Raw genomic sequence first — 21,608 nt, forward strand, 5'->3', positions numbered from 1 at the left:
GGGGCGTTGAGCGCGGCGGGGGTGTTTCTCATCACGGGGCCAACGGGCGGGAGGAAATCGACGCCGCTGGCTTCAATGACGCCACCCTGATGCTCCGAGCCGGAGGCTCGAAAGACATTAGCCGGTGGTGCAACCACCGGACCTGCCGCCCATCTACCACCGACCTTGCGCTGCGCCCTGGAAGGGCGCGAGAAGGGGATGAATGCCCAACGGCCATCGAATGCCTCTCGCGCTCCCTCCGGGGCGCGGCGGCTTGGGCACGGTGGGTGGTCTCGAAACCGGTGGTTGCACCACCGGCTACCTTCTTGCAAGCCTCCGGCTCGCATGGAGTCACATCGGAATAGCGCTTGGCAAAACACTTGTCTGGCGGCTATCATCTCGCCATTCCAGCCCCTTGAATGCCCGATGGACCCGAAGACCTTCTCCGAACAAATGCGTCAGGCACGCTTGAAAGCGCCCTTGCTCACACGCGAGCAGGCGCTGAAGCAATTCGCCGAGGTGGAGGCCTATTTGGCGCAACACAGCTTGCGGCCGAGTGCGAAGCCCTCCGGCAGTGGGCGGAGCAAGCAGGCTGCTTGAGGCCGTTTGAGGCGACGTCACGACCGGCGGATGCCTTTGGCTATGAGCACGAGGTGTGGTTTCCACAGCAGAGCGGTGCGGGTGCGCGAGTCATCAAGGCGACGTATGGCAACTGCTTCGGTCATTTGCCCGACGGCTCCGAGGCGACGCCGCTCGGCTACTTGGAGCGGCTGGTGTTATGCAATGAGGTGCTGGGCGACCAAATCTCGTTCTTGGGTATCGAGGAATGCCGTCCAGGCGTGATCCGTGTGGTCACCGCGCAGCCTGCCATCGAAGGACACCCGGCCGAGGCGCAGGAAATCGCGCGCTTTTTTCTCGGTGCCGGCTTTGAGCGCCGTCGCTGGGGCCGGAACATCGTGTGGTTTCGATCCGCAGATGGCATCGTGGCCTCCGACACCCATGGTGGCAACGTGCTCAGGACGGAAGAAGGCGCTCTTGTGGCGATTGATGTGCCTTTGATGGTGTGGAAGCCGGAAATGAGCCCTTTGCTGCCCGTCTAACATCTGCTTTTCCCATGCGCCTCCTCGCCGTCAGACTCCAAAACCTCAACTCGCTCAGCGGGGCGCATGAGGTGCGGTTTGATGAAGGGGCGTTGAGCGCGGCGGGGGTGTTTCTCATCACGGGGCCGACGGGCGCGGGGAAATCGACGCTGCTGGATGCGATGACGCTGGCGCTGTATGGCCGCGCGGCGCGTTACGGCAATGACAAGGCGGATGAGATGATGAGCCGCCACACCGCCGAGTGCCTGGCGGAGGTGGACTTTGAAACGAAGGGCGAAAAACTCCGCGCCACCTGGCGGCTGCGTCGCGCCCGCGGCAAGGCGGATGGCAAGCTGCAGCCCGTGGAGCGTCGCCTGGCGAATGCGGTGACGGGCGAGATCCTCGCGGAGAAGTCAGCGGAGATGGATCGCCTTATCGAGGAGCGCACCGGACTCGATGCGCAGCGCTTCCTGCGCTCCGTGCTGCTGGCGCAGGGACAGTTCGCGGCCTTTTTGAAGGCGAAGCCGAATGAGCGAGCCGAGTTGCTGGAGAAGATCACGGGCACGGAGATCTACACGGAGCTGTCGAAGCTGGCCTTCGAGACCTACAAAGCCAAAGACGAGCAGGTGCAGCGGCTCAAAGCCGCCCTCGGTGCGGTGTCGGTGCTCGATGATGAAGCGCGGCAGCGGCTGGAGACCTCGTTCGCCGAGGCGCAGACCAGCGCGGTGCGTTTGCAGCGCGAAAGCCAGGCCGCGACGCAGCAACTCCACGCGCAGCGCGAGCACGCGACCATCGTCGCGGAGATCACGAAGCTCAGTGAAGGCGTGAAGCAGCTCCACAGCTCGCAATCCACCGCCGTGGCGGAGGTTTCGAAGGCGAAAGGCATCGCGGAAGAGGCGAAGGTGCTGCGCACGAAGCGTCAACCCGTGTGGGAGCAGGCGGCGGGGCTCGCGGCGCAGAGTGAGCAGTTTGAAAAGCAGCTCGCGGAGAGTCGTGCCACCTATCAAACCTGGGCGAAGGAACAGAAGGAGGCCGCGACGAAGCGCGAAGCCTCCGAAAAAGCTCTCGCCGCGCATCAGGAGGCCGCGCAGGCGTTGGAAGCGTGGTTGAAGCAGCACGCGGCCGATGCCGAGCTGGGCGAGCAATTGCCAAAACTCCGCGTCGCGGTGCGTGAGTGGCGAGCTGCGCATGAAAAGCTGGCGGAGGGCCGCAAACGTCATGCCGAGGCCGAAACGCTGAAAAAGCGGCTCAGCGACTCCGAGGCTCAAACGGCCGTGTGGACGAAAAAAGCCGCTGAAGGTCTCGCGAAGGCGGAGAAGGATCGCGACGAGCAAAAACGGCTGGCGGAGAAGATTGAGGTGCAGCGTGAGATCGTGCGGAAGTCCGAGCTGATGGCCGGTTTCGACGAGCACCGGCATGATTTGAAGGCGGGAGAGCCTTGTCCGCTGTGTGGTGCCACGGAGCATCCGTTTGCGAGCAGTGAGACGAGCTTTGAATCCCAACTGCAAGCCGCGCGGAAGCTGCTGGTGGGCTTGGAGAAGCAGCACGAGCAGGTGCAGCGTGCGCTGACGGTGTTTGAGCGTGAGTTGGCGAAGCTGGAGGCGGAACTGAGCGCCGAGAAGAAGCGGGCGGAGGAAGTGCGGAAGGCGCTGGGAGAGATGGAGGTGCCGGATGTCGTGGCGCTGGAGGTTGAAGAGCGGGCGAAACATGGAGTGGCGACGATTCGTCGCCTTTCCGAAAAGGGGGTGGGCGACGAATCATCGCCACTCCAAATGGAGCAGGTGCTCGATGCGCTGGAGAAGCGTTCGACCACCTTCTTGAAGAAGCAGCAGGAAGCGGCGCAGCAACGCAGCGAGCGGCAGAGGCTCGAAGGCAATCTCGAGCTCGCGAAGGCGGATGAAGGCACGAAAACGAAGCGGCTGGATGAGCTGAAGGCCGAGGGCGTGTCGCTGAGGACGAAGGCAGATGCGTTGAAGAGGCAGTTGAGTGAGCTGCTCGGCGGCAAGATGCTGGCAGAGGATCGACAGGAGCATGAAGGCCGTGTTTCATCGGCCGAGAAGGCGCTGCGGGAGGCGGAGACGAAGCTGAACACGCTGCAAACGCAGCTCGCGGCCACCTTAGCGAAGCTGGAGCAGCTTGAGACGCGTCGGAGGCCGTTCGAAGGCCAAAGCGTGCTGACGGCTGCGGCCTTGAGCGAGCTGGAAACGACCGCGAAGCAGCTTGGCGAGGCGTTTGCGACGAAACGCACGGAACTCGGCTCGCTGGAGCAGCAGTTGAAAAATGATGATGAAGCGAAGAAGCGTCGCGAGGCCGGTGGAGCGGAGTTGCAGGCGGCGGAGGCGGAGGCGCTGCGTTGGGGGCAGCTCAATGCGCTCATCGGATCGAAGGAGGGCCACAAGTTTGCCAAGTATGCCCAATCACTCACGCTGCGGCAGCTCATCGGCCTGGCGAACGGTCATCTCAAGCTGCTGGCGGAGCGCTATCGCCTGCTGGCGGCGGATGGTGACGAACTGGATCTGCGCATTGTCGATTTGTATCAAGCGAACGTGGATCGGCCGATGGAGAGCTTGTCCGGTGGCGAGAGCTTTCTGGCGAGTTTGGCGCTCGCTTTGGGGCTAAGCGAGTTGGCGAGCCGGCATCATCCGATCGACTCGCTGTTCATTGATGAAGGTTTCGGCACACTCGACACCGAGACCATGGAGGTGGCGCTGAGTGCGCTGGAGAACCTCCGATCACGCGGGAAGACCATCGGGCTGATCTCGCACGTCGATTTGCTCAAAGAGCGGCTGACGACGCAGGTGCGCGTGATTCGTGGGGCAGGTGGGACGAGCCGGATCGAGGTGGTGGCGTAAAACGAATTTCCAAATTCGTTTCAGAAGGGTGCGAACGAGTTTGGAAACTCGTTTTACGGCGTGATCAAGGCCTCCAACCTTTTCACGCTGACGGGCTGGGAGGTTCCGAGTTCTTGGGCGAAGACTTGGACGCGGTATTCTTCGAAGAGCCAGCGGAAGGCTTCGTGGTTGGCTTTGGGGACTTCTTGTGGCCAGGTGGCGAAGTCGGTGATGAGTTGCTGCTTGTCGGCGTCTTTGGCGGGGTTGTTCATCCAGCGTTCGTTGCGGACGTGAATGGCTTTCAAGAAGCGTGGCAGGTGCTGGAGCTGCTCGTGCGGCGTCTGAAGCAGCAGATCGGGTGGAACGAGGCGCTGGAGGTCTTGTTCGAGGCCGGGATAGCGTTTCGGCAGGGCGAGGAGTTTGGCGCGTTGATCGTGGATCTGCGCGTGAAGCGTGCGCGTGCGATGCACGACGGCGGGAAGATCGCGACGGAAGGTTTCGGCGAGCTGCTGAAAGCGTTTTTCGGTGAGCGGAAATAGCGGCGTGAGGCGCAGCAGGTGTGCGAGGATGTGCTCGTGGGCTTGATCGCCGACGTTGTTCGCGGCGGGCGTGGCTTGAAGCTGGCCGAGGGCACCGAAGTGGCTCGCGGAGGCCGGTTTGGTGGCCGGGGCGAAGGTTCGCAGTTCTTTTTTGAGCCACGCGATGTCTTTGGCCAAAAGGTTCTCCGCGAGGCGTCGCACGGCGGCGGGCGTGGTTTTGAGGGCTTCGGCTTTCGTTTTGAAAAGACGCACATCGACTTCGCCATCGCGCAAAACGAGGGCGGGATAGCCGAAGACCTGCGCGTGGCCGATTTGCTCGACGAGGATGCTTTCGGGCAGATCGCCGAAGCTCCAGCTTTGCAGCGCAAAACGCTCGAATTTCGGCAAAAGTCGATCCCAGGCATCGGTGCGGCGGCGGGCTTCTTTTTCGACTTCGGCGTGCAGCGTGCTCAGATCGCGACTGGCGGCCACGACGGTGTTTTTCTTCGTGTCGTGCAGCTCGATGCGCGGCTGCAAATGCGCGGGAATGCTGCCCGGAGCCCAATCGCTGGCCTGAATGCGCAGGCGGTAGCGCTGCGAGATGAAGGCGGCCATCGCGCTGAGGAAATCGCCGGTGCCGGGATCAAACTCGGTGGCGATCTCGCGCGCCTTCGGGTCGATGGGCATCAAATCGCGACGGATGGACTTCGGCAGCGCACGCAGCAGTGCGGCGGCGATTTCTTCGCGCATGCCGGGCACCATCCACTGCACCTGACCGGTGGTGAGATGGCCCGCGAGCTGCACGGGCACTTTCACGGTGACGCCATCCTGCTCCTGGCCCGGTTTGTAGTTGTAAGTGACCGGGATGACGCTGTTCGCGAGCGCGACCTGATCCGGGAACTGCTGCAACTCGGCCTCAAAGTCCTCGCCACCCGCGAGATCGGCCTCGGAGGCGCACAGGAAGCGCGGCTCGGTCTCGCAGCGCTCTTTGACGACGCGGTTGAGGTCGTGGATCGACGAGATGTTTTTCAGTCGCGCGTTGTAAAAGCGGAAGAGTCGCTCCTCGACGGCATAGACGCGGTTGCTGCGCACGCGTGTGAGCATGGTCTCGATCTTTTGCCGCAGCGCGTTGTTGTGCGTGTAAAAGCGCAGCGTGATCGCGCTGTCCTGATGCTCGACGAGCGCACCGCGGATGAAAAGCTGCGTCGCCGCGACCGGATCGACCTTCAGGAAGTCGATGCTGCGCCGAGTGATCTCGAGTCCATGCAGCATGACCTTCTCGACGCAGGTCACGCGTCCGGCTTTTTCGTTCCAGTGCGGCTCGCTGTGCTTGAACGTGCACAAATGCGCCCCCAGCTCCGCGATCCAGTCCGGCTGCACCTTCGCAACCGTGCGTGCGAAGAGCTGCGAGGTGTGCACGATCTCTCCCGCGACGATCCACGCGGGTTGTCTGGCTTTGTCTTGGCCGGGCTTGGGTTTGACGTTCTTCTCGCGGCGTTCGTAGAGGTTGGAGCCGGGAAAGATCATCACCTCGCGGTTCCCGGAGGTTTTGTAGAGGTTTCGGTCTTCCTTCACCGCGATGTGACCGAGCTGCGCGACGAGGATGCTGCGGTGGATTTTGTCGGACGGGTCCGACTTGTCCGACCGGTCGGACGATCCGAAGATGTCCACGAGCTGCTTCCAGATGTCCCGCCATTCCTGCATGCGGGTGAAGGAAAGGAAGTTCGATTTGCAGAACTTGCGCAGGGAGTTGCGGGAGCGTTCGAGCGGATCAGGGGCGGCGTTCCAGATTTTGAGGAGGCTCAAAAAGTCAGAATCAGGTGCGGCGAAGACTTTGTGGGCGGCGTTCGCGAGTTCTTTCTTCTCTTCGGGGCGTTCACGTGGATCGGGAATGCTGAGGCCGCTGGCGATGACGAGCATCTCGGGCAGCACGTTTTCCGTGCGGGCATGCAGCAGCATGCGGCCGAGCGTGGGATCGAGCGGCAGCTTCGCGAGCTCATGACCGAGCGGCGTGAGCTCATGCGTGTCGTTGAGGCTTCCCAGTTCGTGCAGCAGCTCGTAACCGGCACGGATCGCGGCACTGGAGGGCGGATTGATGAAGGGGAAGGCCTCGATCTCGCCGAGCTTGAAGGCTTTCATGCGCAGGATGACCTCGGCGAGGTTGGCGCGTTGGATTTCCGGCATCGTGAAGCGGTCGCGCTTCTCAAAGTCGTCCTGCTCGTAAAGGCGGATGCACAAACCCTCGCGCACACGACCGGCGCGGCCGGCGCGTTGGTTCGCGCTGCTTTGTGAGATGGCTTCGACGGGCAGGCGCTTCGTGCGCGTGCGCGGATTGTAGCGGCTCATGCGTGCGAGGCCGGTATCGACCACCACCGCGATGCGTGGGATGGTGATGGAGGTCTCTGCAACGTTCGTGGCGATCACGACGCGGCGTTTGCGCCCCGGCTCAAACACGCGCTGCTGCTCGGCGGAGGCCATGCGGCCAAAAAGCGCCAGAACCTCGAATTCGCGGCCGAGTCGGCCATCGAGCAGATCACGCGTATCGCGGATGTCGCGCTCGGTGGGCATGAAAACGAGCACATCGCCGTCATTCGTCTCGATGAGCGCATTTTCGACCGCCGCCACCGCGCCGTCGATGAAGCCGAAATCGTCTTCCTCGGTCACGAGTGGCATGTAGCGCACCTCGACGGGATAAGTGCGCCCGCTGACCTCAATAATGGGTGCGCCGCCAAACGCCTGCGAGAAGGCTTCCGTGTCGATGGTGGCCGAGGTGACGATCAATTTCAGATCCGGCCGCTTTTTGAGCAAGCCAACGAGATAGCCGAGCAGGAAGTCGATGTTCAGCGAGCGCTCGTGTGCTTCATCGAGAATGAGCACGGAATACGCCCGCAGCATCGGATCACTCTGGATCTCGGCGAGCAAGATGCCGTCCGTCATGAACTTCACACGCGTCTCGCGGCTCGTGTCATCGCTGAAACGCATCTTGCAGCCCACTTCGCGGCCCCACGGCACGCCGAGCTCCTCCGCGACGCGTTTGGAGACGCTCATCGCCGCCACGCGACGCGGCTGCGTGCAGCCGATCATGCCCGGCGCATTCGGAACGGCCTCCAGGCACATCTTCGGAAGCTGCGTCGTTTTGCCGGAACCGGTCTCCCCGGCGAGGATGACGACCTGATGCCGCTGAATCGTCGCGACGATCTCCTCACGGCGGGCCGTGATGGGCAGATCGTCAGGATAGCGGATGCGGAACATGGGGGCGCGAAAGCGGGCGCGGATGCTACACGCTTCCGGCCGTCATGCAGCCAGTTTACGAGCCTGATTAAATGGATCGCGGCAGCGGCCCTTGCGGCGTGAGCTTCACGTTGCTCGCAGGCAGTTTAGCGCCCGCTTTGATCCAGTCTCGCAGGACTTGGACTTCCTTCGTGGAGATTGCGTGACCGCTGGGCGGCATGGCACCGGGGATTTCATCGGGGAAAGTCACCACCTGGAAGAATCGGCTCGCCTCCGGCTTGCCGGGCACGATCCAGTGCTGGCCGATCAATTTCGACAGCGCCCTCGTATCGTTGATCGGCGGCATGGTGGAGAGGCGGTTGTCGCCATGGCAGTGGACGCAGTTCGTTTCGAGCACGGTTCGCACGGAAGCAAAGGCGGTGACATCAGCGTCGGAAGTCGTCACCTGCGCGCATGAGGCGATGCAGGCGGCGAGGGCGAGAAGCGGGAGTGATTTCTTCATGCCACAGCATGCCTGCGATTCCTGGCCGGGAAATCGAATTGCTTGCGCGTGGCTTGCCTCACTCCTCGCCTGTGAAGTAGTCGGCCTCGGCCATCTCGAAGACCTTCCGCTGGGGTTTGGTCATCCATTTGCCCGAGTCGGGGTAGTGAATCACGTCCGCCTGCGGCTGGTCGGCGACGACGAGGAAGGCGAGATCCCCAGAACTGTTGTTGATGAACTGATGTGCCTCTCCGGGTGGGAAGACGAGGTAGTCGCCGGCTTTGATTGCCTCCTTGCCTTTCGCCGTGCGGACTTGGCCGCTGCCAGACAGGATGTAATAGGCCTCCCATTGGGCCGAGTGCTCGTGAAGCGGAAAATTGATCTTCCCCGGCGGGATGCGGTGGATTTCGAGGTCAAAGGGGTGGCCTCCGCCCCAGGTGCCGATGTCCTTCTGCCCGCCGGCGGCGATGGAAAGCGAGCGGCGGGCGAGACCATACTTGCCCTGAGGGGAGTTCTGCGTGGTCCAGGGGAGGTCGTCGGCTTGAGTGCGGGTCATGTCGGCTTTTAGCATGATTGGAGGGTCGGAAGGCAGTTTTTTCGGCGCTGGAGGCATCTGGGCTTGCGAGGGCGGCGTTCCTATACTTTAGAATCATTCTAATTCTAATCTCATGCCACCCAACGCCCGTTCCCCCGCCAAACCCACCGGTCTCGAGTGCCGCATGGCCGTGCTTGGTGCCGATGTGCGCCTGACGCCCCACCGGCGAGAGGTTTTTGACGTTTTGGCCGCCTCCACCGACCACCCGACCGCCATCGACATCTTCACCCGGGTGAAGGATCGCTCCCCCGGCATCTCCCTGGCCACGGTTTACAATTGCCTCGACCACCTCACCTCCGCCGGGCTCATCAAGCAGGTCCACCTCGAGCGCGGCCAGTCCCGCTACTGCGCAAACCTGCACGAGCACGTCCATTTCCACTGCGAAACCTGCGGCAAGGTCATCGACGCCCACCCGGCCACCGATTTCGACCCCGCCAAATTCTGGAACCTGCCCAAAGGCACCCGCGTCACCCGCACCGATCTCGCCATCCACGGCACCTGCGATGCCTGCGCGGCGAAGTAGGTCGTCATTCCTCATTCTGAATTCGTCATTTTTCCCCCGCCCCCACCCACGACATGTCACTCGAGATTAAAGACCTCCACGCCCAGATCCCCGGCCGCGAAATCCTCAAAGGCCTGAACCTCACCATCAAGCCCGGTGAAGTCCACGCCATCATGGGCCCGAACGGCAGCGGCAAGAGCACGCTGAGCAAGGTCCTCTGCGGCCACGAAGACTACGAAGTCATCAGCGGCGAGGTGCTCCTCGATGGCGAAAACATTCTCGACATGGCCGTCGATGCCCGCAGCCGCGCGGGGCTCTTCCTTGCCTTCCAGTATCCGCACGAGATCCCCGGCGTCAGCAACGCGAACTTCCTCCGCGCCGCGCTGAAAGCCCGCCTGCCGAAGGGCGAGGACATCGACGCCGTGAAGTTTTACAAGCAGCTCTACGCCCGCATGGACCAGCTGGAGATGGACCGCAGCTTCACCAGTCGCAGCGTGAATGAAGGCTTCTCCGGCGGTGAAAAGAAGCGCAACGAGATCCTCCAGCTCATGATGCTGGAGCCGAAATACGCCATCCTCGACGAAACCGACTCCGGCCTCGACATCGACGCCCTCAAGATCGTCTCCCGCGGCGTGAACGCCATGCGCAGCGAGAACCGCGGCTTCCTCGTCATCACCCACTACCAGCGCCTGCTGAACTACATCCAGCCCGACATCGTCCACGTCCTCAAAGACGGCCGCATCGTCAAAACCGGCGGCAAAGAGCTCTCCCTCGAACTCGAAGAACGCGGCTACGACTGGGTGACTGAGGAGACGATGGCCGCTGCATAATATACATAACTGAACGAATCAACATTATGACTCGATGGGAATACCTTACAGTGTCGGTTGCGGCCGATGGTGGACGCACTTCTGAAGCCATCACCTTAAATCAATACGGATCTCAAGGTTGGGAATTGGTTTCTTTAGTTAAAGAACTCGATCTCAACGAACGGCGCTACTTCATCGCAGTCTTCAAACGGCCTCTTAGCTCAACCTCATAGCCTCAACGCACATCTCAATGAAACCCTCCGTGTACATCGAAACGACCATCCCGAGCTACCTCGTAGCGCGGCCGAGTCGTGATGTGGTGCTCGCGGGGCATCAACAGGCAACGCGTGACTTCTGGAGTCAGCGCCGCCACGAGTTTGATCTCTTCATCTCGTCTTATGTCCTGGAGGAATCCCGAGGTGGTGAGGCTGAGATGGCAGAACGCCGTCTGCAAAGCCTTCATGGCATCCCTCTGCTTCAGGAAACGCCCGAGTCGGGTGCGCTCGCCTTGCGTTTGGTGGCCCGACTCGGTCTTCCGCAGCGAGCAGAGGCTGACGCCTACCACATTGCCATCGCGGCGGTGAACAAAATGGATTTCCTGCTCACCTGGAACTGCACCCACATCAACAATCTCCACATGCTCCGGCGCATTGAAGAAACCTGCCGTGAGGCTGGTTTCGTGCCGCCAGTCATTGGGACACCGGAGGAACTCGTCTAGCCGCCATGAACTCGATTGAAGATCCCATCGTCGCCGAAGTCCGTGCCAACCGTGAAGCTATCTTCGCCAAGTGCGATTACGATCACGACAAGTTCAACGCCTACATGCGCGAGGTGAGCGAGCGGCTCAAAAGCGAAGGCTGGGTCTTTGCCGACCGCCCCATTGTGCGTCGCAAACCCGTCAACTACGAGGCCGCACTGCCTGAATCCTCCGTCGTCCGCGAAGATCCGCCGGACTCCACCGAGCGCTAAGCGCCCCATCTTGGAACCTGAAACTTTAAACCTGAAACTCCCCCTCATGGTCATCGCCCCAGAAACCACCCTCGAACCCGAAGTGACCGCCGCAGCGTCGGACATCTCCGACATCCGCGTCGATAGCGTCGGCGACTTCACCTTCCCGGAGCGCAACAAGTTCGACTCCGGCTTCGGCATCACCGAAAAGACCATCGACTACATCGCCGATGTGAAGGGCGATCCCGATTGGATCCGCGAGTTCCGGCACAAGGCCTTGAAGGTCTTCCAGGAAAAGCCCATGCCCACGCATTGGGCCACGAAGGACCTCGAAAACATCAAGTTCGACGAGTTCCGCTACTACCTCAGCGACGGCCAGAAGCCGAAGCGCTCCTGGGACGAGGTGCCTGAGGACGTGAAGAAGACCTTCGACCGTCTCGGCATCCCCGAGCAGGAACGCAAGTTCCTCGCCGGCGTCGAGGCGCAGTATGACAGCGAGGCCGCTTACTCGAACATCAAGGCCGCCGTCGAAGAGCAGGGCGTCATCTTCGTCAACAGCACCGAAGGCCTGCACAAATACCCCGAGATCTTCAAGAAGTGGTTCGGTAAGGTCATCCCCACCGGCGACAACAAATTCTCCGCGCTCAACAGCGCCGTCTTCAGCGGCGGCTCGTTCATTTACGTGCCGCCCGGCGTGAAGGTGAAGCATCCGCTCCAGGCCTACTTCCGCATCAACAGCGAGCAGTTCGGCCAGTTCGAGCGCACGCTCATCATCGCCGATGAAGGCGCGGAAGTGATGTACATGGAAGGCTGCACCGCGCCGAAGTTTGAGACCGCCACGCTGCACAGCGCCGTCGTCGAACTCGTCGCCATGAAAGGCGCGAAGATCCAATACGTCACCGTGCAAAACTGGAGCAGCAATGTCTTCAACCTCGTCACCAAGCGCGGCATCGCCCACGAGGACGCCGAAGTGCGCTGGATCGACTGCAACATCGGCAGCCGTCTCACCATGAAATACCCCGGCGTCATCATGAAGGGCAAACGCGCCCGTGGTGAAGTCATCAGCATTGCTTTGGCGAACAGCGGCCAGCATCAGGACACCGGCGCGAAGATGGTCCACGCCGCCGACGAGACCACCAGCAACGTCATCAGCAAATCCATCAGCATCGGCGAAGGCCGCGCCACCTACCGCGGCCTCGTGCACATCCCGAAGCACCTCAAAGGCTGCAAAAACAACACCGAGTGCGACGCCCTGCTCATCAACCCCAACAGCCGCACCGACACCTACCCCGCCATCAGCGTCCGCGGCAACCAACACGCCACCCAGCATGAGGCCAGCGTCAGCCAGGTCAGCGCCGACCAAATCTTCTACCTCATGCAACGCGGCCTCACCGAAGCCGAAGCGATGAGTTTGAGCGTCAACGGCTTCATCAACGACCTCGTGAAGGAGTTTCCGATGGAATACAGCGTCGAGCTGAAGCGGCTCATCGACCTCGAGATGGAAGGCAGTGTTGGCTGATCGAAGAGTATGATGACGAAGACTGAGTTCATCGCGAAGACCAAGGCGAATGCAAGTCGTCAGAATCGACTCACAATGGTGTGGCTTGTTGTGATCACAGTTTGCGCAATTTCAGCGAGCATCTTGAAGACGACAGGTTGGGATGCGATGCGAATTCCGAGGCAGGTCCTGGTTCTTGGCGTGCTGGCTGGTCTCTTCCTGCAGATGCTTCTGTTTCTCTGGCTGTGCGCACGGTCCAATCGTGAGTTCGGTCTAGTCTGCCAGAGCTGCTCCAAGCCTCTCGTCGGGCGGAGAGCTAGATTTGCAGTCCTCAACTCTGGTGCCTGCCCTTTCTGTAAAGCCGCGATTCTTGAACTAGAAAAGGAGGCTGCATAGCATGAGCAAGTGCAACACCCACGCAGGTCAAGAATGGCTCACCAATGGTTTTCGAACCTTTGAGGAATCCTCAAAAGTTCCAGTCAGCCTCAAACTCGCGCCAGCGTCGTGGAGTGCGGTGGCAGAGATGCGAGGGCGAAGCCTCGCATCGTCGACAGCGCTTTCGAACGTCGTCTGGCCCTCGTTAGCTCTCCTCGCCATCGCAAAGCGGTGTCGCGCTTCGCTTCCCACGCGCAGTCCAAAACGCTCTCGCGCCTTCGTCCGCCCCTCCAGCTCATTCCGCCCTTCGGACTTCGTCATTCATTCGTCATTCTGAATTCGCCATTCGTCATTTCCCACATGCCCTCCGACACCTCCACCGGCCTCCTCTCCATCACACCCGCTCGCAGCACTTCTACGCCAGCTTGGTTCACCACCCGTTCCAACGCCGCGTGGACCGAATTCCAGTCCCTGCCGCTTCCCGGCCTCAAGGACGAAAACTGGCGCTACTCGAACGCGAAGAAGATCGAGCTCGCCGAACATGCTCCGGCCAAAACACCGACCGCCGAGCAGTCGAAAGCCGCGCTCGCAGCCACCGAAGGCCTCAAAGAACGGGCCGCTCGCTTTGTCTTCGTGAATGACACGCTCGTCGAATCCGACACGAGCGGACTTCCCGCCGGCGTCGTGTGCGTGAGCTTCGAGGAAGCTCTCAAATCGCACGAAGCCGCTCTCCAGCAGCATTTCATGAAGGGCGATCTGCCACTCGGCTCCGGCAAATTTGCGGCGCTGCACCTCGCGCATGTCAAAGCGGGCACCGTCATCATCGTGCCGAAGAATGTCGTCATTGAAAAGCCGGTCGAAATCTTCCACTGGGTCGTCGGCGACCACGCGGCCATCTTCCCGCACACGCTCGTCGTCACGGGTGATCACGCGCAGGTCAGCGTCGTCGATCATTACCGCAGTCTCGAAGGGGAAGGCGGCCTCAGCATCGCCATCGCCGATCTCGTCGGCGGCAGCGGCAGCCAGATCACCTACGCCGCCTGCCAGGAGCTCGCCGATGACGCCCAGGCGCTGCATCTTTCCAGCATCACCGCCGGACGCGATGCCAGCGTGAAAAGCTTCCAGGTGCAGCTCGGCGCCGCCTTCAGCCGCAGCGAGAGCGTCAGCGACCTCGTCGGTCAGGGTGCCCGCAGCGACATGCTCAGCGTCAGTTTGCCCATCGGCGATCAAATCGTCGATCAGCGCACGCTTCAGCGTCACAAAGCCCCGCACGCCACCAGCGACCTACTCTACAAAAACGCCCTCTACGGTCAGTCCCGCAGCATTTTCAGCGGCCTCATCATCGTCGATGAAGGCGCGCACTACACCGACGCCTACCAGACCTGCCGCAACCTGCTCAACAGCAACGAAGCCGAAGCCACCAGCCTCCCCGGCCTCGAAATCAACGCCGACCAGGTCAAATGCAGCCACGGCAGCACCAGCGGCCCCATCGCCGATGAAGAGCTCTTCTACCTCAAAGCCCGCGGCATCCCTGACATCGAAAGCCGCCGCCTCATCGTCGAAGGCTTCCTCGCCGACGTCATCGAACGCTTCGGCAACAGCGAGGTGCTCGACACGCTGGTGGCCCGCATCGACGAAAAGCTGCTGAAGGCAGAGTGAGGCTCAAACATACACGCGTGGCACACGCGCATGGATGTTCGTGAGCACCTCATACGGGATCGTGCCGGCCCAATCGGCCACGTCCTGGGCCAAAATGCCGTCGCCGATAAGCGTGACGGGGTCGCCATTGTAGGCGGTGCCCCATTCGAGGTTCACCATGAACTGGTCCATGCACACGCGGCCCACAATCGGGTGTCGCTCGCCGCGAATGACCACCTGACCGCGATTCGAAAGCGCGCGGAAATAGCCATCGCCATAGCCGACAGGCACGGTGACGACGCGCACAGGATGATCGGACTTCCACGTGCCGCCATAGCTGACGGCGTTGCCGGGCTGCACGACTTTGAAATACACCACCTCCGATTTCCAGCTCAGCGCGGGCTTCACGGCGATGCTGGTCTTCACTTCACGCGAAGGATACACGCCGTAAAGCAGGATGCCGGGCCGCACGAGGTCGAGATGGCTTTCTGGAAGCTGTAAAATGCCGCCGGAGTTCGCGATGTGGCGCTGCGGTGGCTTGAGGCTGCGTTTCGGGTAAAAATCGAGCACTTCGAGAAATCGCGCGAGCTGCTCCTTCGCACTGGAAAGGTCTTCCGCGTCCGAATTGGCAAAGTGAGAGTAGATGCCGGCGATCTCGATGTTCTGGAAGCTCAAACTCGCCTCCAGCAATTTCTCCGCGCTGTACCAATGCACGCCGATGCGCTCCATGCCGGTATCGATCTTCAAATGCACGCGCGCCTTCTTTTTCGCTGCGGCGGCTGCATCATCGATTTGACGCATTTTGTCGATGGAGGAGGCCGCCATCATCAAATCGTGCTCGATGAACTGCGGGATCTGTCGCGCCACCACGCCTCCGAAGACCAGAATTGGCTGAATGATGCCTGCGCGACGCAAAACGACCGCTTCTTCGAGCAGCGCGACGCCAAAACACGTCGCACCATGCGCTGCGAGGTGCTGCGAGACCTCGACAATGCCGTGGCCATACGCATTCGCCTTCACCACGGGCATCACCTCCGCCTTGCCCACATGCGCCCGGATCGCGTCAAAATTCTGCGCGATCGTGCCGAGGCTGACTTCGACGTGGGTTGGGCGGATGGCTTCCATGCTCTCTCTGCCAACTTGGCGTGCCGATCTGCTGTCGGCATCCCTTTTTCGTTCAATGAGTTCGATTCGGTGTCCTTCGGGATCGTCAACCACGGCCCGCATGCCCCACTCGCTGACTTTTGGCTCGGAAACCACCTTCGCGCCTGCCTTGATGAGAGCCTGAAATGCTTCATTCACGGAACGAACGCCGAAGCCCACGCGTGTCGAGGTCGTTGGGAGCGCCCCCGCCTTTTGCGGATAGATTTCGAACACGACGCCATGCTCCAAATCAGCGGAGAAATGCTCCGGCCCTTCACCATGGCGATGTTTCACGAAGGTCATGCCTAGTTGCGCATAGAACGCAGCCAAAGCGTCGGGTTGGACCGATCGTAGAGCGATGAGCGAAAGGCAGGTTGCTTCCATGGAGAGGCGACGATTCGTCGCCGGGCACTTTATGCCGACGAATCGTCGGCGCTCCAGATCAATCCAGCACCGCCTTCAACTTTGCGGCGATCTCTGCAAAGGCTTCATCGCTTAGCGCCGGTGTCGCGGCGGCGGCCATAGGCAGGCCTTCCTCTGGCAGAGTGATCCAGGAGCGGCAGCCGCCGTAGCTTTTGGCATACGGGAAGTGCCAGGGCTGCGGGAGCTTGTAGGCACGCACGAGGGCGATGTGGAGGCAGCTTTCGTCGTCATAGACGAAGCGCTCTTTGACGACATTCTCGTTCCAGATGTGCAGCGGGGCCAGCGCGGCGACTTTGTCCCAATCCGTGACCTTCCACACCTGCTCGAGCGTGGCGCAGCCGTCGATATCGACGGTCTGGCGTTCTTCTTCCGGCGGGAAGGCCCGTTGCGTGTTTTCGGGCGTCCAACTCAGGTCGGCGGCCTGATTGTGAAACCACGTCGGAAACAGGAAGAACTCACTGTGCTTCCACTGAAAACCGGCGCGGCCCTCGTGAATGCCTCCTTTGCGCAAAATGATGCTCAGCTTGCCCCGCGTCAGCGCATCGCAAACGAAGGACCATTCTTTGAAACCGGTGGGAGCGGGAAATTGAGGCATCCTGGCGGATACAATGCCCCGGACCGGGCTGCAAGAGGGTGATTGACCACCGCGCAACGGTCGCATAGCCTTTGGCATGACAAGCGGGTTTCCCTTCAAGCCTGCCGACACTCCTGCCCGCGTCTCGTGGGAGGAATACCAGCAGCTAGATACCGCCAGCCCGGTGCGGCTGGAGTATGTGAACGGCCAGATTTATGCGATGGCGGGTTCCTCGGATAATCATAACCGCATCTCGCTGAATGTGGCCGCAGAACTCAGGCAGGCTCTTAAAGGCAAAAAATGTGAGCCGTTCGCCACCGACATGCGACTGCGCATCCAGCTTGGTTTGGAGGACTTTGGCTACTACCCAGATGTGATGGTCGTTTGTCAGAAATCAGACCAAAACCCTAACTTCCGAACGAGTCCCACCGTGCTGTTTGAGGTGCTCTCGCAGTCCACGCGGCGCACCGATCAGGGCGAGAAGCTCAAGGCCTACCAGCAGATCGAGAGCTTGGATGTCTATGTGATGATCGAGCAGGTCACACAGCGGGCGTATATCCACCGCCGCTCGAACAACTGGTGGCCGGAGATCATTGAGGGAGCGGATGCCATGCTCACTCTGGACGAAATCGAGGTGCGGCTGCCCTTCGCGGACATTTACGACCGCGTGGACTGGACTGCCGAGGAAGAGAGTTAATTCTCAAGTGACCACCTGCGGCTCCAGTGCGCGGATCTTGCACTTTGCCTCCTCCAGATCGTGCGCCGCGTCGATTTCGAGCAGCCAATGGGCGGCGATGAGGGCGGAGCGCTGCAAGCCGAGCTGGCAGTGCAAAAAGACGCGACGTCCGGCATCGCGCTGCTCACGAATGAGGTTCAGCGCGGCGCCGATGTGTTCCGGTTGAAGCGGCACGAGGTCGAGCAGCGGCAGGTTGTGGTAGTGCGCCTGCTCGCGGAAGGCCACGGGCGCGTTTGATTCGGCGGTGAGGTCGATCACGGCGAGATTGCCGCCTTGCGCGAGATCGGCGGCTTCATGCTTGGTGACCTTGCGGCCGAAAAAGACGCCCGGAGTGACTTCGTGCCATCCGGGGCATCGCTGGAGCCATTTCTTCTGAATCTGAGCCGTGGCGATGAGCACGGGCAGCAGGCACCATTCGGCGGAGGGTGAGAGCGTGCCGTTTTCCTTGCCCAGCAGTCGCGAGAGGCCGGTGGCGTAGGCGAGCGCCATGATGCCGCAGGCCACGGCTGGCCAGACGAAGATCACGGAGACAAAACTGAGCGCCGCGCATGCCGCCGCGCCAAGGCCGTAACGCTTCGCATACTTCGCGGAGGGATTGCGCGTGCCCAGTTGGCGTGGATCGGGGATCAGCGCCGCGATGGCCCAGCCCATGACAAAACCGGCCGCGACATCGACGAGGTGATGCTGCCAGACGAGCAACGTCGAGAGCCCGATGAGGATGAACCACACCTTGGTGACCGTGCGCAGTCGGCCGGTGAAATGCGCGCCGTAAAACACCCACACGAGCGAGCGCAGGCTGATGTGCAGGGAGGGCGCGAGGTTGTAAGGCTGGTCGTTGAAGTAGAGCGCGTGAAACAGCGGCGCGGTCCAGCCGCTCGGCTCGGGTCGCGGCAGGGCGAGCTTGAGCGGAAACAGCAGGTAGCACGCGCCGCTGGCGATGGTGACGGCGATGAGGCGCTTGGTGAGCAGATTCAGCTCCACCTTGCTGCCACAGAGAAAAAACGCGCCGCAGAAAAACAGGTCGAGCGACCAATACGGCACCACCAGTTCCTTCACGAAGGGGATGTGGCGTTCCCATTCAAACATCAGCGTCGGAACATCGCCGCGTGTGGCGGTGAATTGGTTGCAGCCGCTGTAAACAATCACAAACGTCGCCCCGGCGAGCGCGAGCCGCCAGATCGCGGGCCAGAGCAGGCCGGGTTCGCGGGGGGCACGGTTCATGCGGGCTTGCGGGCGATGCTGACGGTGAAGATGCCGAAGTCGTCGATCCACTGCTTCTCTTTTTTGAAGCCGGCCTGCTCGACGAGCGCGTCCATCTCGCCCTGCGGGCGGCGGCGCATGACCCAGTATTGGCCGTCGCGATTCGTGAGCGTGCGGGCGATCATTTCGACCTGCGGATGCCAGGGCTGGCCGGTGTAGATGAGCCAGCCGCCGGGATTCACCGCGCTAAAGAGGCCGCGCAGCGAGCGCTGGAGCCGTTCATTGTCGGGAAAGAGCTCATATAGGCCGGAAACGACCGCGATGGACGGCTTTGGCTCCACACTGGCGAGCGATGATTCGTCGAAGGCATCGCCACGAACATGCGTGATGCGATCGGTGAGTCCCATCTGCTGCGCGGACTCGCGGCCTCGTGCCAAAGCGGACTCGCTCCAGTCGCGGCAGAGTGTTTTCAAATCAGGCTCGTCGAGCACATCGAGCAGGTAACGCCCCGCGCCACCGGCGATGTCCATGAGCTGAAGCGGCATGCCGGACTCGCGCGCTTGCTTCAAGGCCCAGCGCAGCGCTTGATTCATGCACGCGCGGCGCTGGCGGATGCCTCGCCAGCCGATGGCGTTGATGTAAAAGTAGTCGATGACTTTGCCGAGCAGCAGATTGCCTCGCGCTTGGTTCTCATAGACGTAGTCGAGCGACTCGCCGGAGTCGAAACCGGTGGCGTGGCCGATGCGGATGCCCTGACTGAGCCTTCCGAGTGTGCCGAGGCTGGCGCGTTGCAGGATGAACGAGAGGCCTTTCAGCGACGGCGATGGCAGCGGCTTCTTCAGGTCGGCAAATTCGGCGTTGGTGGACGGATGACTCAAATCGGCCTCCAGTCGAGGCGGCGTGAAATTAGCGATGCAGCGCTCTGCGAACCGCTTGATGGCTCCGCAGACCTCATCGCGGCACAAATCGTGAAAAATGGCATGTCGTGCGCCTTTGAGCGTGAGATGCGTTTTTTGCTCGCAGCCGTAGTTCGTGTAGAGGGCGTCGATGGCGTGCTTTTTGACGACTTTGTCCGCGCCGGCCGAAAAGAGCAGCAGCGGACGATCCATGACCTCGGCGTCGCTGATGACGCGGTGCGCGGAGTCGAAGAGATCGACGAGGATCTTCGCGGAGATGTCTTTGGAGATCGTTTTGTCGGCGTCGTAGGCCGCAGCGGCGCTCAGATCACGCGTGAGCCAGCTTCCGCGCACATAGCTCTTGATCGTGGCGTCGGACTTGAGCTTCTGCATTGCCCGGATGCTCGTGAGAGCACCGGGAATGATCAAATTCACCTCCAGCGCCGGTGTGGCGAGCACGAGACCAGCGATGCGCGGCGCGAAATCGTGAACCCACGTCGCCGCGATGACTGCGCCGACGCTGTGCGCCACCACCACGGTGCGCTCCGGCACGAGGCCATGCGTTTTTTGCAGGTGATGGAAAAACGTGTCGAGGTCCCGCACATACTCCATGAAGCCCGCCGCATGCCCGCGCCGTCCGGGCGACTGGCCGTGGCCGCGTGCTTCCCAGGCGTAGATGGCCGTGTCCGGCATCGCGAGCGAAGGCACGACGGTGTCCCAGCGATCCGCGTGCTCGTGACCGCGATGCAGCAGCACGAGCGCTTTGGAGGCACCCTGCACGTTCCACGTTTTGTAATGCAGCGCGAGACCGTCGTCGGTGGTGAATTGAAGGCGTTCGGAGTTCATGGTGATTTTTGGTGAAGCATCTTCGCCAGGTGGCTCGCTCGCCGCCAGATGGTAATGACAATGCCTGCATTGATCACAGCAATGGTCACGATGATGAGCGGCATCCAGCCGCTCGCCGCCATGCCGAGGCAGCCGAGCGTGACGGTGAACATGCGATGCGGTTTGGCCATCGGGCCGCAGAAATCATGTTTGGCGGTGAGGCTGGCTCCCAGCGCCCGCACATAGGCCGTCATCACCGCGCCACCGAGCGCCGCCCAGCCCAGCGCGATGCTCCAGTCCGTGCCGCCCGCGTAGCCGAACGGCACGAGGATGAGAGCATCGCCGATGCGGTCGGGGATTTCGTTGTAAAGATCGCCCGTGGGTGATTTGAGTCCCCCTTCCACCGCGAGCAGGCCGTCCATCATGTTGCAAAACAAGCGGAGCTGCACGCCCGCCGCCGCCAGAAGCCAAAACGCCCACGCTGGCTGCGACCGCACCGCCCAAAGCATCGCGCCACCTCCGACCGCCGCGCACAGGATGCCGAGCAGCGACACCGTGTTCGGCTTCAAGCCCATCTTCAGCATCACCCGCGAGAAAAAGCCCGCCCAGGCGGTCGTGCGCGACTTCAAAGGGCGGCGTGTCGAGGAATCACTGCTCATGCATGGATGCAAGCAGGCCGGAAAGAGCCTGTCAATGTGGTGAAATCTGGACGCGAGCGTCAAGCGCCCCGATGTTATGAGCTGTTCCCGGCAGGCTGCATTGAAGCTGCTTGACTGGCAGCCGGGCGGCTGCATGCGCTACTGGCAGGAACAAACACAGACATCATGAACATCACCAACTGGGACCAGGCTTATCAGGAAAACTTCACACCGTGGGACAAGGGGCTGCCATCCCCGCCGCTGGTGGAGTGGCTGTCGCGCCATTCGCTGAGCGGACGTGTGCTCGTGCCCGGATGTGGTGTAGGCCATGATGTGATGCACCTGATTTCGCTCGGAGTCGATGCCATTGGCCTCGACATCGCTCCAACAGCGATCGAACGAGCCAAAGCGACCTATCCGAAGCATGCCGATCGATTCGTGCAGGGCGACTTGTTCGAGATGAAAGGCGAGTTCGATGCCGTGGTGGAGCACACTTGTCTGTGCGCGTTGCCGCCCGAGTGGCGTGAAAAGTATCGCGATGCCGTTGCGGGGCTGTTGAAGCCCGGCGGACTGCTCGTCGGCGTGTTTTTCATCAATCCGGAGATGGACCCGGGCGAGACGGGGCCGCCGTTTGGCATCTCGGAGGTGGAGTTGAAGGCGCTGATGGCACCTGTCTCTTATACACATCT

At 61.5% G+C, this 21,608-nt stretch carries 20 protein-coding genes; 12 read left to right on the forward strand and 8 right to left on the reverse strand.

Annotation, left to right across the window (positions count from 1 at the left end; translation table 11 throughout):
- Positions 1 to 447 precede the first annotated feature (447 nt).
- Genes IAE77_RS28210 through IAE77_RS28220 form a run of 3 tightly spaced genes read left to right on the forward strand, consistent with a single transcriptional unit; the run spans position 448 to position 3,910 of the window.
- The gene (locus IAE77_RS28210; protein ID WP_294234327.1) at positions 448 to 579 is read left to right on the forward strand and encodes a hypothetical protein; all 132 of its coding nucleotides are present in this window, start codon (positions 448 to 450) and stop codon (positions 577 to 579) included.
- Positions 576 to 1,079 (forward strand): hypothetical protein, encoded by a 504-nt coding sequence (locus tag IAE77_RS28215; RefSeq protein ID WP_294234330.1) that lies wholly within the window; start codon positions 576 to 578, stop codon positions 1,077 to 1,079. The genes IAE77_RS28210 and IAE77_RS28215 overlap by 4 nt, the downstream gene beginning before the upstream one ends.
- Positions 1,080 to 1,093: 14 nt before the next feature.
- On the forward strand, positions 1,094 to 3,910 hold the full coding sequence (locus IAE77_RS28220; RefSeq protein WP_294234335.1) for an AAA family ATPase: 2,817 nt from the start codon (positions 1,094 to 1,096) through the stop codon (positions 3,908 to 3,910).
- Positions 3,911 to 3,963: 53 nt separating this feature from the next.
- Here IAE77_RS28220 and hrpA read toward each other — a convergent pair whose 3' ends face one another.
- From hrpA to IAE77_RS28235, 3 genes are all read right to left on the reverse strand, one after another.
- Complete coding sequence (gene hrpA / locus IAE77_RS28225) at positions 3,964 to 7,659, reverse strand: ATP-dependent RNA helicase HrpA (protein ID WP_294234337.1); 3,696 nt, start codon at positions 7,657 to 7,659, stop codon at positions 3,964 to 3,966.
- 67 nt (positions 7,660 to 7,726) lie between these two features.
- Positions 7,727 to 8,140: a c-type cytochrome gene (locus tag IAE77_RS28230; RefSeq protein ID WP_294234340.1), complete on the reverse strand. Its 414-nt coding sequence runs from the start codon at positions 8,138 to 8,140 to the stop codon at positions 7,727 to 7,729.
- A gap of 58 nt (positions 8,141 to 8,198) precedes the next feature.
- A complete protein-coding gene (locus IAE77_RS28235; RefSeq protein WP_294234344.1) occupies positions 8,199 to 8,690 on the reverse strand; it encodes a cupin domain-containing protein in 492 nt (163 codons plus the stop codon).
- A 97-nt stretch (positions 8,691 to 8,787) separates the two neighbouring features.
- Between IAE77_RS28235 and IAE77_RS28240 the strand changes: the two genes are divergently transcribed.
- From IAE77_RS28240 to sufD, 7 genes are all read left to right on the forward strand, one after another.
- Complete coding sequence (locus IAE77_RS28240) at positions 8,788 to 9,237, forward strand: transcriptional repressor (RefSeq protein ID WP_294234347.1); 450 nt, start codon at positions 8,788 to 8,790, stop codon at positions 9,235 to 9,237.
- Between the two features lie 53 nt (positions 9,238 to 9,290).
- Positions 9,291 to 10,046: a Fe-S cluster assembly ATPase SufC gene (gene sufC / locus IAE77_RS28245; protein ID WP_294234349.1), complete on the forward strand. Its 756-nt coding sequence runs from the start codon at positions 9,291 to 9,293 to the stop codon at positions 10,044 to 10,046.
- Positions 10,047 to 10,072: 26 nt separating this feature from the next.
- Complete coding sequence (locus IAE77_RS31005; protein ID WP_345781029.1) at positions 10,073 to 10,258, forward strand: DUF4177 domain-containing protein; 186 nt, start codon at positions 10,073 to 10,075, stop codon at positions 10,256 to 10,258.
- 17 nt (positions 10,259 to 10,275) lie between these two features.
- Positions 10,276 to 10,743 carry a type II toxin-antitoxin system VapC family toxin gene (locus IAE77_RS28250; protein WP_294234352.1) on the forward strand — a complete coding sequence of 156 codons (468 nt, stop codon included), beginning with the start codon at positions 10,276 to 10,278 and terminating at the stop codon, positions 10,741 to 10,743.
- Between the two features lie 5 nt (positions 10,744 to 10,748).
- A complete protein-coding gene (locus IAE77_RS28255; RefSeq protein WP_294234355.1) occupies positions 10,749 to 10,994 on the forward strand; it encodes a hypothetical protein in 246 nt (81 codons plus the stop codon).
- Positions 10,995 to 11,040: 46 nt separating this feature from the next.
- Positions 11,041 to 12,492, forward strand: a complete 1,452-nt coding sequence (gene sufB / locus IAE77_RS28260) for a Fe-S cluster assembly protein SufB (protein WP_294234358.1) — start codon at positions 11,041 to 11,043, stop codon at positions 12,490 to 12,492.
- A 714-nt stretch (positions 12,493 to 13,206) separates the two neighbouring features.
- Positions 13,207 to 14,505 carry a Fe-S cluster assembly protein SufD gene (sufD, locus tag IAE77_RS28265; RefSeq protein WP_294234360.1) on the forward strand — a complete coding sequence of 433 codons (1,299 nt, stop codon included), beginning with the start codon at positions 13,207 to 13,209 and terminating at the stop codon, positions 14,503 to 14,505.
- 3 nt (positions 14,506 to 14,508) lie between these two features.
- On the opposite strand, the gene alr is transcribed toward sufD, so the two are convergent.
- Positions 14,509 to 16,011: an alanine racemase gene (gene alr, locus IAE77_RS28270; RefSeq protein WP_294234363.1), complete on the reverse strand. Its 1,503-nt coding sequence runs from the start codon at positions 16,009 to 16,011 to the stop codon at positions 14,509 to 14,511.
- Positions 16,012 to 16,069: 58 nt separating this feature from the next.
- On the reverse strand, positions 16,070 to 16,645 hold the full coding sequence (locus tag IAE77_RS28275) for a DUF1802 family protein (protein ID WP_294234365.1): 576 nt from the start codon (positions 16,643 to 16,645) through the stop codon (positions 16,070 to 16,072).
- A gap of 76 nt (positions 16,646 to 16,721) precedes the next feature.
- Between IAE77_RS28275 and IAE77_RS28280 the strand changes: the two genes are divergently transcribed.
- The gene (locus IAE77_RS28280; protein ID WP_294234369.1) at positions 16,722 to 17,321 is read left to right on the forward strand and encodes a Uma2 family endonuclease; all 600 of its coding nucleotides are present in this window, start codon (positions 16,722 to 16,724) and stop codon (positions 17,319 to 17,321) included.
- Between the two features lie 3 nt (positions 17,322 to 17,324).
- Here IAE77_RS28280 and IAE77_RS28285 read toward each other — a convergent pair whose 3' ends face one another.
- The 3 genes from IAE77_RS28285 to IAE77_RS28295 are packed head-to-tail and all read right to left on the reverse strand — an operon-like array spanning position 17,325 to position 20,940.
- Positions 17,325 to 18,581 carry a phosphatase PAP2/dual specificity phosphatase family protein gene (locus IAE77_RS28285; protein WP_294234372.1) on the reverse strand — a complete coding sequence of 419 codons (1,257 nt, stop codon included), beginning with the start codon at positions 18,579 to 18,581 and terminating at the stop codon, positions 17,325 to 17,327.
- Positions 18,578 to 20,302, reverse strand: coding sequence for a bifunctional alpha/beta hydrolase/class I SAM-dependent methyltransferase (locus tag IAE77_RS28290; protein WP_294234375.1), 1,725 nt, complete (start codon positions 20,300 to 20,302; stop codon positions 18,578 to 18,580). Before IAE77_RS28290 ends, IAE77_RS28285 begins: the two co-directional genes overlap by 4 nt.
- A complete protein-coding gene (locus IAE77_RS28295) occupies positions 20,299 to 20,940 on the reverse strand; it encodes a CDP-alcohol phosphatidyltransferase family protein (protein ID WP_294234378.1) in 642 nt (213 codons plus the stop codon). Before IAE77_RS28295 ends, IAE77_RS28290 begins: the two co-directional genes overlap by 4 nt.
- Positions 20,941 to 21,105: 165 nt before the next feature.
- On the opposite strand from IAE77_RS28295, the gene IAE77_RS28300 reads away from it, so the two are divergent.
- Positions 21,106 to 21,608: methyltransferase domain-containing protein (locus IAE77_RS28300; RefSeq protein ID WP_294234381.1), on the forward strand; the 503-nt coding region annotated here is incomplete at its 3' end.

Source organism: Prosthecobacter sp. (genome assembly GCF_014879935.1).
Classification (GTDB): Bacteria; Verrucomicrobiota; Verrucomicrobiia; order Verrucomicrobiales; family Verrucomicrobiaceae; genus Prosthecobacter.

What these genes read in the sequence shown, in the direction of transcription:
- IAE77_RS28220 (WP_294234335.1), top strand. Translation starts at nt 1,094, where the DNA reads ATGCGCCTCCTCGCCGTCAGACTCCAAAACCTCAACTCGCTCAGCGGG.
- hrpA (WP_294234337.1), bottom strand. Translation starts at nt 7,659, where the DNA reads ATGTTCCGCATCCGCTATCCTGACGATCTGCCCATCACGGCCCGCCGT.
- IAE77_RS28230 (WP_294234340.1), bottom strand. Translation starts at nt 8,140, where the DNA reads ATGAAGAAATCACTCCCGCTTCTCGCCCTCGCCGCCTGCATCGCCTCA.
- IAE77_RS28235 (WP_294234344.1), bottom strand. Translation starts at nt 8,690, where the DNA reads ATGCTAAAAGCCGACATGACCCGCACTCAAGCCGACGACCTCCCCTGG.
- IAE77_RS28240 (WP_294234347.1), top strand. Translation starts at nt 8,788, where the DNA reads ATGCCACCCAACGCCCGTTCCCCCGCCAAACCCACCGGTCTCGAGTGC.
- sufC (WP_294234349.1), top strand. Translation starts at nt 9,291, where the DNA reads ATGTCACTCGAGATTAAAGACCTCCACGCCCAGATCCCCGGCCGCGAA.
- IAE77_RS31005 (WP_345781029.1), top strand. Translation starts at nt 10,073, where the DNA reads ATGACTCGATGGGAATACCTTACAGTGTCGGTTGCGGCCGATGGTGGA.
- IAE77_RS28250 (WP_294234352.1), top strand. Translation starts at nt 10,276, where the DNA reads ATGAAACCCTCCGTGTACATCGAAACGACCATCCCGAGCTACCTCGTA.
- IAE77_RS28255 (WP_294234355.1), top strand. Translation starts at nt 10,749, where the DNA reads ATGAACTCGATTGAAGATCCCATCGTCGCCGAAGTCCGTGCCAACCGT.
- sufB (WP_294234358.1), top strand. Translation starts at nt 11,041, where the DNA reads ATGGTCATCGCCCCAGAAACCACCCTCGAACCCGAAGTGACCGCCGCA.
- sufD (WP_294234360.1), top strand. Translation starts at nt 13,207, where the DNA reads ATGCCCTCCGACACCTCCACCGGCCTCCTCTCCATCACACCCGCTCGC.
- alr (WP_294234363.1), bottom strand. Translation starts at nt 16,011, where the DNA reads ATGGAAGCAACCTGCCTTTCGCTCATCGCTCTACGATCGGTCCAACCC.
- IAE77_RS28275 (WP_294234365.1), bottom strand. Translation starts at nt 16,645, where the DNA reads ATGCCTCAATTTCCCGCTCCCACCGGTTTCAAAGAATGGTCCTTCGTT.
- IAE77_RS28280 (WP_294234369.1), top strand. Translation starts at nt 16,722, where the DNA reads ATGACAAGCGGGTTTCCCTTCAAGCCTGCCGACACTCCTGCCCGCGTC.
- IAE77_RS28285 (WP_294234372.1), bottom strand. Translation starts at nt 18,581, where the DNA reads ATGAACCGTGCCCCCCGCGAACCCGGCCTGCTCTGGCCCGCGATCTGG.
- IAE77_RS28290 (WP_294234375.1), bottom strand. Translation starts at nt 20,302, where the DNA reads ATGAACTCCGAACGCCTTCAATTCACCACCGACGACGGTCTCGCGCTG.
- IAE77_RS28295 (WP_294234378.1), bottom strand. Translation starts at nt 20,940, where the DNA reads ATGAGCAGTGATTCCTCGACACGCCGCCCTTTGAAGTCGCGCACGACC.